The sequence below is a fragment of the Kribbella sp. NPDC020701 genome (genome assembly GCF_055562215.1).
In genome coordinates this window covers 269358-281857 of record NZ_JBVHFT010000002.1, presented here as the reverse complement: position 1 = coordinate 281857, position 12500 = coordinate 269358, and the positions used below count along the sequence as shown (strand labels likewise).

At 65.4% G+C, this 12500-nt stretch carries 13 protein-coding genes; 9 read left to right on the top strand and 4 right to left on the bottom strand.

The features are described from left to right. Window positions 1-67 precede the first annotated feature (67 nt). The gene (locus tag ACZ3HV_RS04825) at window positions 68-613 is read left to right on the top strand and encodes a dihydrofolate reductase family protein (protein WP_465680962.1); all 546 of its coding nucleotides are present in this window, start codon (window positions 68-70) and stop codon (window positions 611-613) included. Window positions 614-617: 4 nt separating this feature from the next. On the opposite strand, the gene ACZ3HV_RS04820 is transcribed toward ACZ3HV_RS04825, so the two are convergent. Then, a complete protein-coding gene (locus ACZ3HV_RS04820) occupies window positions 618-1376 on the bottom strand; it encodes an SAM-dependent methyltransferase (RefSeq protein ID WP_465680960.1) in 759 nt (252 codons plus the stop codon). A 214-nt stretch (window positions 1377-1590) separates the two neighbouring features. Between ACZ3HV_RS04820 and ACZ3HV_RS04815 the strand changes: the two genes are divergently transcribed. The 3 genes from ACZ3HV_RS04815 (at window position 1591) to ACZ3HV_RS04805 (ending at window position 3132) form a co-directional block, all read left to right on the top strand. After that, a complete protein-coding gene (locus ACZ3HV_RS04815; protein ID WP_465680958.1) occupies window positions 1591-2184 on the top strand; it encodes a nucleotidyltransferase domain-containing protein in 594 nt (197 codons plus the stop codon). Between the two features lie 74 nt (window positions 2185-2258). Continuing rightward, complete coding sequence (locus ACZ3HV_RS04810) at window positions 2259-2774, top strand: GNAT family N-acetyltransferase (protein ID WP_465680956.1); 516 nt, start codon at window positions 2259-2261, stop codon at window positions 2772-2774. Window positions 2775-2808: 34 nt separating this feature from the next. After that, window positions 2809-3132 (top strand): nucleoside triphosphate pyrophosphohydrolase family protein, encoded by a 324-nt coding sequence (locus ACZ3HV_RS04805; RefSeq protein WP_465681697.1) that lies wholly within the window; start codon window positions 2809-2811, stop codon window positions 3130-3132. Window positions 3133-3529: 397 nt separating this feature from the next. Here ACZ3HV_RS04805 and ACZ3HV_RS04800 read toward each other — a convergent pair whose 3' ends face one another. Further along, entirely contained in the window at window positions 3530-4093 is a 564-nt protein-coding gene (locus ACZ3HV_RS04800) for a P-loop nucleotide/nucleoside kinase family protein (protein ID WP_465680954.1), read from the bottom strand. Window positions 4094-4343: 250 nt separating this feature from the next. Between ACZ3HV_RS04800 and ACZ3HV_RS04795 the strand changes: the two genes are divergently transcribed. From ACZ3HV_RS04795 to ACZ3HV_RS04785, 3 genes are all read left to right on the top strand, one after another. Then, window positions 4344-5390, top strand: coding sequence for a hypothetical protein (locus ACZ3HV_RS04795; RefSeq protein ID WP_465680952.1), 1047 nt, complete (start codon window positions 4344-4346; stop codon window positions 5388-5390). Window positions 5391-5922: 532 nt separating this feature from the next. After that, window positions 5923-6738 (top strand): phosphotransferase family protein, encoded by an 816-nt coding sequence (locus ACZ3HV_RS04790; protein WP_465680950.1) that lies wholly within the window; start codon window positions 5923-5925, stop codon window positions 6736-6738. A 771-nt stretch (window positions 6739-7509) separates the two neighbouring features. Further along, the gene (locus tag ACZ3HV_RS04785; RefSeq protein WP_465680948.1) at window positions 7510-8073 is read left to right on the top strand and encodes a dihydrofolate reductase family protein; all 564 of its coding nucleotides are present in this window, start codon (window positions 7510-7512) and stop codon (window positions 8071-8073) included. Window positions 8074-8167: 94 nt separating this feature from the next. On the opposite strand, the gene ACZ3HV_RS04780 is transcribed toward ACZ3HV_RS04785, so the two are convergent. Both ACZ3HV_RS04780 and ACZ3HV_RS04775 read right to left on the bottom strand, forming a co-directional pair. Then, complete coding sequence (locus ACZ3HV_RS04780; protein WP_465680946.1) at window positions 8168-8422, bottom strand: CPCC family cysteine-rich protein; 255 nt, start codon at window positions 8420-8422, stop codon at window positions 8168-8170. Window positions 8423-8730: 308 nt separating this feature from the next. Further along, window positions 8731-9060, bottom strand: a complete 330-nt coding sequence (locus ACZ3HV_RS04775) for a hypothetical protein (protein WP_465680944.1) — start codon at window positions 9058-9060, stop codon at window positions 8731-8733. Between the two features lie 596 nt (window positions 9061-9656). Between ACZ3HV_RS04775 and ACZ3HV_RS04770 the strand changes: the two genes are divergently transcribed. Both ACZ3HV_RS04770 and ACZ3HV_RS04765 read left to right on the top strand, forming a co-directional pair. Continuing rightward, on the top strand, window positions 9657-10286 hold the full coding sequence (locus ACZ3HV_RS04770) for a VOC family protein (RefSeq protein WP_465680942.1): 630 nt from the start codon (window positions 9657-9659) through the stop codon (window positions 10284-10286). A gap of 328 nt (window positions 10287-10614) precedes the next feature. Beyond that, window positions 10615-12213, top strand: a complete 1599-nt coding sequence (locus tag ACZ3HV_RS04765; RefSeq protein WP_465680940.1) for an IS4 family transposase — start codon at window positions 10615-10617, stop codon at window positions 12211-12213. The last annotated feature ends 287 nt before the right edge of the window (window positions 12214-12500 follow it).

Genomic DNA, 12500 nt, shown 5'->3' with positions numbered 1-12500 from the left:
GTCCGTGCTTTGTTCGACGTAGGGGTGACTATCAATCACTGCCGACATCGTCCGAAGGAGCCCCACCATGTCGTTCCCGCGCAAGGTCGTCGCCGGTTACTTTCTGTCTCTCGATGGAGTGGCTGAGGCTCCCGACCGGTTCATCACCGCTTGGGACGACGAAACGGATGCCAGCGGCGCGAGGCTCATTGAAACCCAGGACACGGTCATTCTCGGCCGCCGCAGTTACGACGAGTGGGCTGCGTTCTGGCCGGAGAGCGAGATCCAGCCTTTCGCCTCCTTCATCAACGCCATTCCCAAGTACGTCGCAACGTCGACGCCGCTCGAACCCGAATGGACCAACTCGCGCGTGATCGACGGCGGGCTGGTCGATTTCGTACGGCGCCTCAAGGGTCAGCCGGGCGGCGACATCGGCGTCCACGGCAGCATTTCGGTCACGCGGACGCTGCTTGCCGCCGACGTCGTCGACGAGCTCAGGCTCGTTGTCGCGCCGACGATCGTCGGGAGCGGGCAGCAGCTGTTCGACGGTTTGCCGCCCATCCGGCTCGAGACCATCCGCTGCACTGCCTCAGCTAGCGGCCACCTTCTCGTCGACTATCGCGTGGTTCACTAGGCGCCTAGCTGTTGCGGCGGGCGATGACTCTGGAGAGGCCGAGCGTACGGCCGCCGTCGGTGCGAAGCATCTGAGCTTCTTCCCGTCCCGGCGTACCACTGTCGTGGTCGCATGCGTCGTTCCACTGCAACCAGTCTCGCCACCCGTCGGGCAGTCGATCGGCGATCTCGACGGTGACCAGGCCGGTCTTCTCCCAGTGCCGCCGCCACCAGGCGGGACTGTGCCAGGCGCAGAAGTCCCATTTCCAGTAGGGCTCGAGGTGTGGTGGCGGAAGCGTCTCGTACTCCTCGGCGAGACCGGGCTGAACGATGCCGATCTGCCCGCCGCGTTTTACGAAGCGTGAGTAGTAGCCGAGATAGAGGTCGTCGGTGCCGAAGTAGTGGTAGGCGCCGATGCTGACGAGCACGTCGAAGAAGTCCTCGGCGAACGGCAGGGCATGGGCTTCGGCGTAGATCGGGTGAACCTGGTCCGCTACGTGTGCCTCGGCTGCGCGGCGCAAGTTCTCGTCGGGTTTGACCCACAGGTCAGTCGCCCACACCTCAACACCGAACTCCTTGGCCAGAAAGATCGAGCTCAAAGCGGTTCCGCAACCCAGGTCGAGTACCCGCATACCGGCGTCGAGCGGCATGAGGTCGGCCAACGCCTCCGCCTGCCACACGGGGTTCGGCCCCATTCCCCCGTCGACCATCCACCGCCCCGAGTACCCAGCGGACCGCGGATACCGCTCGTTCCTCAGCAACGCATCGAGCTCAGCATCATCCACCCGACCGAAGTCTGGGCGACCACCCACAACCAGACAACCGGTTATCCGCCTGCCCGAATTTGGTGTCCAATCCTTGCTACGCTGCGTCGAGCGTCAGAGCACAAAGGAGGTGGTCCACATGCGTTGTCTACGCGCGGTGCCGCCTCGCTGGTATCTCCAGCGGCTCTGACCCTCACCGGGGCTCACCGCATCCAACCTGTGCGAGGAGTCCTCCTTGAGTTCGATCGACCGATCTGTAGCGCTGAGCGCGGTTCGCGCCCTATTCCATGACTATCCGTGTGCCTACTGGGTGGCGGGAGGCTGGGCGCTCGACCTGTTCGCTGGTCGCGTACGACGGCCACACAGCGATGTCGATGTTGTTGTCCTTGCGCGCGATCTGGACCAGGTCGCCACTACGTTCACCAGGCCGCGACCTTTGGTCCAGCATCCCGAAACGGGTGTCCGCCGCCCCTGGGCATCCGGTGAACAGCTCATACCCGGCCCTGACGCGCTCGTCTTCCCCGACGACCTGCATCCTTGCCCGATCCAGATCCTCTTCGCCGCGTCGGATGCAGACGAGTGGGTCTACCACCGGGGTCGAGGAACGATCCGGAAACCTCTCGCCGAGATCACGCTCACGTCGCCCGACGGTCTCCCGTACCTGGCCCCGGAGATCGTGCTCCTGTTCAAGTCCCGCGGTGGTCGCCCAAAGGACGATGAGGACTTCGCCGACGTCGCCGGACTGCTGGACCCGGAACGCCGGCGCTGGCTCCTCGACCGCATCGCACCCCGCTACCCCGACCATCCCTGGCTGCCAACCCTCCGCTAACGCCCGCCATAGGCCGAGTATCCGCTCCCCGAAATGCGTTTGCCCTGGATGGTGGGGGCTGCTTCGCTGGCGCTGTGACCGACATCCAGACATCCCGGCTGAGCTTGCACGCCATCGACACGGCAGAGGGCGAACGCATCGTCGCTCGACGTCCGGGTGACGGGGATGCCTGGGCTGCGGACTTCCCGTTCGACGGAGACGTCATCGGAGTCACAGCCTTTCTCCGAAGCACGGCCGCGCACGGCGACCAACGTCCCCTCGGGCACTACCGGATCACCCGCTCCAGCGACGGGAACGCCATCGGGGGCATCGGCTTCAAAGGCAGGCCGGACGGCGGATGCATCGAGATCGGGTACGGCCTGTCCCCGTCGGCCCGTGGGCAGGGCTATGCAGGCGAGGCCCTCGTCGCCCTACTGCGTATCGCCGCCGAGCACGGATTGTCACGCGTCATCGCTGACACAACCAAGGACAACATCGCATCCCAACGGACCCTCGAACGCGCCGGATTCAACCAGGTAGGTGATGACGGAGACCTCTACCTGTACGAGGTACTACTCAACGCCCCGACGCAACGGACTCAAGCACAATAGCCCTCGTCGGTCAGCCTATAGTTACGTCGTGGATATGAACTCCTATCAACAGGCAGCCCTTCGAACCGCTGCACCCAAGGAGAAACATAACGAGCTGTTCCACCTTTTGCTCGGGCTCGTAGGTGAAACAGGTGAGATCGCCGAAAAAGCCAAGAAGATTGTCCGCGACAAAGACAGCGACTTCTCCCAGTGGGACATCGAGGATCTTAAGAAGGAACTCGGTGACACGCTGTGGTACATCGCTGTTATTGCGGACCACTTCGATGTCCCTCTTGAGGACGTTGCTCAACTCAACATTGCGAAGCTTGCCGACAGGCAGAAACGAGCGATGCTCGGCGGCAGCGGCGACAATCGCTAGGCAGATCTGCGGATCTCATCCGGAACCCAGCTCCGCATCAAGCTTGGTGGGCCAGTCTGCGTCCGCGAGATCACCACGTACAAGGACATCGCGCCAATCACTCCTCGCCAGCTCCAATGAGCTGCGAAGCCGGCTCAAATCGCCTCGGGCCCACACGACGATCGCGGCCTGAACACGCTCCGAGTCACCAGCCTCAGACACGAGTCGCACAACTTCCTCCGCGCTTCCAGGCTCCGGAAAATCGGACCGGATCCGTCGCCGAAGACGCGATGACATGTCCGCCATACGACGAGGATCGCAGACAACCATGAGCCGCCCCCAATGCTGACGAGGGTGCTGCCTCCAGCAGAGTCTTAGCAGGGGCGGGTAGGTATCGGTGTGGCAGCCGCACGCGGACTCACGTACTGGCGCTGTCGAGGAACGCCAAAGCCTCCGCGACGCACTCGTCCAACGGCTGGGTCGTGTCGAGCCGAAGGTAGGTGTCCGGCCGCTTCATGTTCGCGATCCCGTCGGCGAACAGGTCCGAACCGGAGCGCTCGCGATCGGCGGCCAGGTCGATCGGTGGCATGTCGACAGACAGCCGCTGGCTGCGCAGTGCAGGCCGGGACCGCAAGCGTGTGTCAAGCACATCGATGTCCTCGGTGACGCACTCGATGTAGCAGTAGGCCACCCCGTGCTTGGCCGCGAGCGCCTGCCCGGCCGCCAGTAACTCGTCGTAGAAGCACGGGCTGTCGATGACCACGCCGAGCCCTTGTGCCACGACGTCGTCAGCCATCGCCTTCACCACGTCGTAACTGGCGACGCGGGCGAAGGTCAAGGCGGCGTCACGTTCCAGGTTGTCTGCGCCGCCACTTTCCAGCATCGCGGTCAGTACGACGTCGCGGTCGATCGCGACCAGGCGGCGGTGGCGCACCAGCTCGCGAGCGATGGTCGTCTTGCCAGCGCCCGGTACTCCCGACATCTGAACAACAACGACGCCACCCATCCGGCTCCCATCAGATCAACACGGCCTTGTGGAACACATATGCCGAGAAACCTAGCGCCGGACATCGATCACTGGGGCCTTCGGTTTGCGCGCTCGGAGGGATTTGAACCCCAACCTTCGGATCCCTAGGATCCTGCACACTCCGAGCGCTCACGCCGCCCAACCGGTTGCGAGCGTCGTGTGTCTGGTAGTCGATCTGTCGGGGCTGGGCGGTAGCGTCCCGTGGGTGCCGCACTACCCGCCGCAGGCGAGACCGCTAGGCCCAGACGCCGAGGGCCAATGGGTCCACCGCTGGACATCACCAGAGTGGACGCAGACCGCAGATGCTTGGGTTGGTTGTCGCCTCGCCGAGCATGGTCGCCGGATCAGTGGCGAGCCGGTTACCTACCGGGCCCGCTTCTGGTCCGTGGTCCGCTGCTATCCGACCGTCGAGGGGCTGGTGTGGTTCAAGGAGAACAATCCTGGACATCGATTCGAGGCCGGTTTGGTCGCTGCGTTGGCGCAGCTCGCGCCAGAGGACGTGATCTCGCCGATCGCAGTCGATCGCGAACGCAGTTGGCTGCTCACGGACGATCAGGGAACGACGCTCACGCATCCTGACGTTCGTGATCAGCCGACGCGCCGCATCGTCGTCCGTGCGCTGGCCCGCCTTCAGTGCGCCTTCCTCGGCCGCCTCAACGTGACCGAGCACTCCGGGATCATCGAGCTTGCACCAAGCACGGCCGGTGACCGAGTGCGCGCCGTAGCCCAGGAGTGGGCGTCGCTGCAGCCCGGACATCCGCTGCGGCCAGGGCCAGGCATCCTGAAACGAGCTCAGGTTGCCGCTGAGGTACTGGATCGACGGACCGCGGCCCTCAGCGACATCGTTCCGCTCGACCTGGAGCTCAACGATGTGTATCCCGCGAACATCTTCGCCGACCGCTCGACCGGCGCACTCCGGCCGCGGTTCTTCGACTTCGGTAACGCGATCTGGGGTCATCCCTTCGTCTCGCTGCACGGCTTCCTCGACTCAGTGGTCGAATGGACCGAAGCTCCCTTGTCTCGCACCGACCGTGACGAACTGCTCGACGTCTACCTGACGGTTTGGCGCGATCACCTCGACGCCGACCCACAAGTCCTGCGGACCGACCTCGCCGCCTCCGAGGCACTGCTCGGCGTGCACCGCCTCGTCTCGTGGTTACGCCTCGTCCCACACGCCGATCCAATCGAGCTCCAAACACGAGCCGAGATACCCCACAACTACCTCGCCACCGTCGCCGCGCTAGCGAGCTAGTGCCGTCCTTCAAACGACGGCAAGTCTCCGACAGAGGAGACTAGTCGGCAGACTCGGTCGGCACGCGGAGCCCTCTTGATGCGTGTCGTGGTGGCCGTACGATCGTGCGGCCAGGGACGGGGCCAGCCGCCGGCCTTTACCGACATCGTCACTGGCTGTCTGTCCGGCTGCGTGAGCGGGTGAGATCGGCGATCCTCAGATGGTGCGCGCGGTGAAGGGCCTCGGCCGGAGGTCGTAAGCTGGTCCGCGCTTTGGTTCTTATGAGGCCAATCCGGCAGGTAGTAGGTTCGGAGAGGTGCCCTCCGTCGACAGATGCGCGACACTCGTCCGCCAACTGATGTGCGACGGTCGGGCGCGGATCGCGACTGCCAGATGTGTAACGGTTTGCGTGGACGACTCGGCCAGTTCCACCGGTACAGTCGGGGCGCTGTCTTTATCGGCGGGGACTCCTGCGGCCGGGCCGAGGACGTCCGGTTGTCGGTCTGCCGCAATCTAACGTTGTACGTCCACCAGTGCCGCGAGGACCTGCACCATGCGTGAGGCGATCGACCTGACCGCGTTCCAGCCGGTCCACCAGGGCTTCTCGGCGGTGATCTCCCGCTCCGGGCCGTGGCTGCTGCGGGAACCACGCTCGGCCGAGGCTCAGTGCCGGCACGACCGCGAGGCCGACGTACTCGCCGTCGTCGCCGACGGGCTGCCGGTCGAGGTGCCAGCCGTCGAGTCGCGGATTGCCCCGACGCCGGAGCGGCCGTACGGCGCGCACCTGGTCCGGTGGCTGGAGGGCGACGAGGTCGACCAGACGGTCGACCCGGCGTCGGTGGCGCGGTTCGTCGACGTCCTGCACGGGCTGGACAGCGCACCTATCGGCGTTCTGGTGCCGAGCTTCGGTGAATGGTGCCGACAGCAACGAGAACTGGAGACAGCCGGACTGGCCGCGCTGACCGGGCGGGTCGACGATGGTCTGTTGTCCGAGCTCGGCCGGCTGATGAAGAGGCTCGGCGATCGGATCGCCGACTGCCCACGGCCGTGCGTGGTTCACGGCGACCTCTGGTACGGCAACCTGCTGATGCGGGACTACCGGCTGACCGGCGTACTGGACTGGGAGTTCGCTGTGATCGGCGATCCGCTGGTCGACTATGCGGCGCTGTGGTACCTGGGTGACGACTTCATGGCGGCCCTGCTCGCCGCGCTCGGACAGTCCGTGCCCGACCTGCCGGAAACCGTCCGGTACTACCGGGTCCTGCGCGAGTTCACCGGCCTCACCTGGTCGATCGACAAACACGACGAGGAGGAGCTGCGCGAATCGGTGGACAAGGTCGCCGACGTCGCGGAGACGGTCCTCAGCTGACCCCAACCGCCTCGGGCCGAGCGGACGGGCTGCCCTTCTGGCATGTCCCGAGAAATGCAAAAGCCCAGGTCAGACGGGGTCTGCCTGGGATTTGGTTTGCGCGCTCGGAGGGATTCGAACCCCCAACCTTCTGATCCGTAGGAGCGAGCAACAGACGGTTAGCTCCTGGGCGCAGGGTGAAGCATGGGCTCCGAGGTTGTCCCGATGGCGGTTCGTGTGGACCTGTTGGGGTCAGACTGGGGTCAGTCGGCAAGCTGCCGCATATCCGGCTCGGAAGCATTGAGCGAGGACCAGGAGCCGGCCCGCCCGAGCACGATCGGTGGTCTGTCTCGGCCCGCCGAGTAACCGTCGTTGACCTCATCTAATTGCACGTTAATTGCACGGCATCTACCGGGCTGAGCAGTCTGTCGCGTGTGGAGTGGGTGCGCTTGCTTGCTGTGCGCGGGCGGGGTTGAGATTAGGCGGGTTGCCCTGGTCGGCCGAGTGGGCGACGCTGCGCGCACCGAGCACGAATGACTACCGCCGACCTCAGATCCCGTATTGATCAGTTTCCTGCGCCGAGCCGATCTAGACTCCCGAGACCGGCCCGTATCCGGAGTCCGACGAGCTCATCGGCGCGGCCCCAGCAAGTGCCACTGCCGTATAGGCGCCGACGGAGAAGCCTCGTGAGGATTTCTGCCAATGACCTGTCGGATCCGGAGTGAGGCGTTCGTAGTAGGGGTGACGGGCGGCCGGAGAAAGGCCGCCGGACTGACAGAAGGGCATGGCGCCATGCGGAAACTGGTCTACGGCATGAACCTGACCCTGGACGGCTACGTCGCCGCGCCCGGCGACGACATCGGCTGGGGCGTGCCGAGCGACGAGCTGTTTCAGTGGTGGCTCGACCAGGAGTTGGCGATCGGGCTGTTGATGTACGGGCGCAAGCTGTGGGAGGCGATGAGTTCCCACTGGCCGACCGGCGACCAGCAGCCCGACGCCACCCCGGCGCAGATCGAGTTCGCGCGGAACTGGCGGGACACGCCGAAGGTGGTGTTCTCCTCGACGATCGACAAGGTCGACTGGAACGCTCGCCTGGTCACCGGCGACGCGGTAGCGGAGATCGCCCGGCTCAGGGCCGACGACGGCGAGCCGATGAGGGTCGGTGGCGCCACGCTCGCTGGGGCGGCCATGCGGGCCGGGCTGGTCGACGAGTACGAGATCGTCACTCATCCGGTGCTGGTGGGCGGCGGCAGACCGTTCTTCACCGCGTTGGACAGCTGGGTGAACCTGAACCTGGTGGAGACGCGGACGTTTCCCGGCGGCGTGGTCCTGACCAGGTACGAGACGAGGCGTTGAGCACAGGTTCCGATCGGGTCGACCGTCCAGGGTTGCCCGGCCACATCCATGGCCCTTGTTAGCAAGCCTGTTAGCACGGCACCAACCGCGCGCTTCATGGCAGTTCCTCCTCGCGGGGAGGTCGGACGTTGTGAAGCCTCTTCTCTGCCGAGGCTCCAAAGTCACTGAAGTTGAGGCGCGCCTGCGTCAGACTCAGCCGCCCGTTGGGGCCCCCACGCACCACATCGGCATCATGCACGTCCTGCCCGTCGTCTTCCCAGAAGCAAACCGAGCAGATCTCGTATTCGCCTCGGCTGCCCAAGGTCAGGTGTCCGCAGCACGACGGGTCTGGCCGCGCCCTGCGCCACACGTGCCTCCTGCGTCTTCGCGTCTCCTGATAGGTCCTGACTGGGCTGAACGGCAGGCGGGAAGACGCACCCCGAGCCCCGACCAGGAGGCCGGCCGATTCGGACCCGTCATCCCAGAGTCGTGAGGCCCCCGCCGGAGGCAATTGCTCTTGTCTCTCGTGAAGACCCCGAGGGCGTGCCGCGCGCCGAAGGCGCGCCTTGATCCATAAGAGCCAAATTCGGGAAGTGGGATCGGCGGGAGGGTGTGTGTGATCCGCCAGGAGATCCGCGACGCTAGGTGATCTACTGCCGGTCGGGTCAGAGAAACCGACTAGCTGTCCCCCATCGCCAGTTCGTGGAAGTACGTGACGGGCTTGCCCAATGCGTTGGCGTACGCGATCTCGCGGCGGGTGGCGTCCCCGATGTAGCCACCGGGGTTCACGATTCGTACCTCATCTGCGAGGTCGATCCTGCGGAGGTGCAGCTCGCCCAAGGCCCGCACGAGCAAAGGGTCCAGCACACGCGCCCCGGTGGCCTCCGGAGCCAGGACGATCGCCAGATCGAGCGTCAAGCGCGTGCGCTCGGTCGCAAACTCCCTGCTGAAGCGCAGGGAACCGCACAGACAAACGATCTTCGGGCGAGCAACCGGCACATTGGACATGGACACCCTTCAAGAGCCAAGGATCCCTCCAGCATTCCATGCTGCCGTTGAATGAGAGTGATCCGCGCCCGGCGAGCTGAGGTCTCCGGCTGGCTTTGGGTCGGCAGGTCGTGCGCCAGCTCCGTGATCGCCGCGTCGGGCTGAGGCTGTTCGCTGCTGCTACTGACCATGTCGACGAGGACCAGGACGACGAAGGCGGCGAACCAGACCCGTCAGCGGTGGTGCCGTGTTAGCAAGAACCGCCACGAACAAGCAGAAACCCCAGGTCATCTAGCTCCTGCCGTGGGGTTTCGTTTGCGCGCTCGGAGGGATTCGAACCCCCAACCTTCTGATCCGTAGGAGCCTGCACGTGGCCTTCCGGAGCCTTATCGAGAGTCGGCGGCCGATAGACCAGTTGCCTAGAAATGCTGCTTGTTAGGAACCGTTGGGGTCAGGCTGGGGTCACGGCCGAGCACGGCAGTTGCGCCGCCTGGCGCCCAATTCGCTGTGGTAATCTGCTGCCTCGCAGGCGCGGGTTCAATCCCGGTCGTAGGGCGCAGCGGCACAGCAGCCGAAAGGGCAAGGCCCACCTACTTCAAGACCGAAGAGGGAGCGCCATGCCCAAGCTCGAAACCTATAAGAAACAAGCGAAACTGCTCGTTCGCTGGCACCGCGAAGAGAACTTCTCGATTGGCGGTCGCATCCGACAGCTCGCGCGCTATCGCACGTTGTCCGACCGCGAAGCGCTCGCGCTGAAGTTTCCCCTCACCGAGGCCCAGGAGATCATCGCCCTCGAAGCGGGCTTCGCCAGCTGGGCCGAACTCAAGGCCAGCACGGAGGCGGCCCCGCCCACCAGCGAGCAGCCGGAGACTCAGGACACGGCAGTCGCGAGCGCCAGACCGGTGCTGTACGTCGCCGACGTCGATGCCGCGGCTACGTTCTATCGGGACCAGCTCGGCTTCCGGATCGACTTCGTGCACGGCAACCCGACGTTCTACGGATCAGTGTCGCGCGATGGCGCGACCTTGCACCTGAAGCTAGTAGACGAGCCGGTGTTCGCGGCCGGTGCCGCGGAACGAGAAGGGCTCATCATGGCGTTCATCGATACGCCGAACGTCCGCGAACTTTACGCGGAATATCTGGCCGCTGACGCCGAGATCGTGCAGAAGCTGACCAAACAAGCGTGGGGTGGCACCGACTTCATCGTGCGTGACTCGGACGGCAACGCGATCGCGTTCGTCGGCTGAGGCCCGACGCGGCCGAGGCATGACCGGTTGCGGTCAACCATGACCTCAAGAACCCAACCGTTCAGGAACTAACGACACGCCTGACAGTTCGACCTCCATAGTTGCCCCGTCCCCCTAATGAGCTGCCAGACCCAGGCCAGCGCGGCGCGGGTCAAGAGTCGGCTTGCCGATCCCGTAGCAATGCCGCGAAGTTAGCTGGCTTGGCGATGGGTCAAGCCGTGCATGGGTGGGTGTTGCTGCGTTGGCGCGGCGGGGGTTGGGAGGGGCGGAGCTCCTGTAGATCAAGGGACTGTCTAGATCACCCTGGTTTCCCACAGGAGCTCCGCGCATGTCTGAGTCTGCCACCGTGACGGTCCCGCGTTCCATTACTGCTGCCGCGGGAGTGTTCGCTCCCGGGCATCTGGGTGAACTGACCCAGTACCTTCCGTTCGAGCTGGTCGATGACGTGTTGGAGCAGACCAAGACCATCCAGCGCCGGCTGCGGGATCTGCCATCGAGGGTGGGCGTGTACTTCGTCGTGGCGCTGGCGATGTTTCCTCGGCTGGGGTACGCCCGGGTGTGGCAGAAACTGACCGCGGGGCTGGTCGGCATACCGTTGCCGGCGCCGTCGGAGAAGGCGCTGCGGGACCTGCGGCGACGGCTCGGGCCCGCCCCGTTGAAGGCGCTGTTCGAGGTCGTCGCCGGGCCACTGGCACGGCCGTCAACACCAGGCACCTGCTATCGCGGCCTGCGCACGGTGGCTTTCGACGGCTGCAATTCGTTGAAAGTGCCTGACACCGACCGGAACCGATCCTGGCTGGGGCGGATCCGTTATCGGATGGGCTGGGCCGGCTACCCGACCGTCCGGCTCATGACGCTGATCGAGACCGGAACCCGCGGTCTGCTCGGCGCTACCTTGGGCTCGGCGAAGGATCGGGACGAGGCGAGGGTGGCCCGGCGGCTGCTGCCGCTGCTGAGGCCGGGCATGTTGGTGCTCCTGGACCGGGCCTTCGACGCCAACGGTTTCCTGGTCGAGCTTGATCACACCGGCGCGAAACTGCTGGTGCGGTGCAAGTCGACTCGCAATCCACCGGTGCTCAAGCATCTGTCCGATGGCTCCTACCTATCCGACCTCGATGGCTTGGCGGTCCGCGTCATCGACGCCGACCTGGCCGTGACCGGCGCCGACGGCAGCCGCGTGCAGGACCGGTACCGGCTGATCACCACCCTGGTCGACGACCGCCGCTACCCGGCGCTGGAGCTGGTCAGGCTCTACCACGAACGCTGGGAGATCGAGATCGCCTACCTGGCGCTGCGGCACACCATCCTCGACGGGCACGTGCTGCGCTCGGGTGATCGTCCCGGCCTGGAACAAGAGATCTGGGCACTGCTCACCCTCTACCAACTGCTGCGGATGGCCATGGTCACCGCGGTCGAGTCCCGATCCGGCACAGATCCGGACCGGGCCAGCTTCACCACCGCACTCGAGGCCGCCCGGGACCAGGTCACCGCCGCTGCCGGCATCTACCCCGACGACCCCTGCGACCTGCTCGGCGTCATCGGTCGGGCCGTCCTGACCGCCCTGCTGCCCGCGCGCCGGCCGCGCTACAGCGCCCGCAAGATCAAGAACGGCACCACCCGCTACATAGGCCGCGATGACACCCGCCCGCAGACCCCGACCACAATCGTCGCCATCGAGATCGCGGTCCACACCCCACCGTTGACCAGCCCACGCCGGCAACCCGTTCCACAACCACGACCCACCCGCCGGCAACACATCACCGCCATCATGAAGGCTGACCCGACACGCGCCTGGAACGGCCGCGAGCTGGCCAAACGGCTCGGCATCGCCCCCCGAAACATGCTCACCCAACTCGCCGAATGGACCCGCCAGGGCTTCCTAACCCGCACCAGCGCCGGCAACTACGCGCTCCCCGACCCGCCATAACCCAAAGACGTTGACACGCACAACCACAGCCCTAACTACGCGGCATTGGATCCCGTAGGGACGCCATCGGCGCTCTTGATGCGTGCCGTGCTGGCCGTACGATCGGGCGGCAGGGGGACGGGGCTACCACGGTCAGACGCCACGCCATCGGACGATGCCAGCGCTTCTGGGGAACGGGGAATCTTGGCCGTCTCCGCGCGGGGGGCGCGCCGAAGGCGCGCCCTTGATCCATAAGAGCCAAATTCGGCAAGAAGGATCGGCGGGAGTCTGTCCTCCGTCAGGTGATG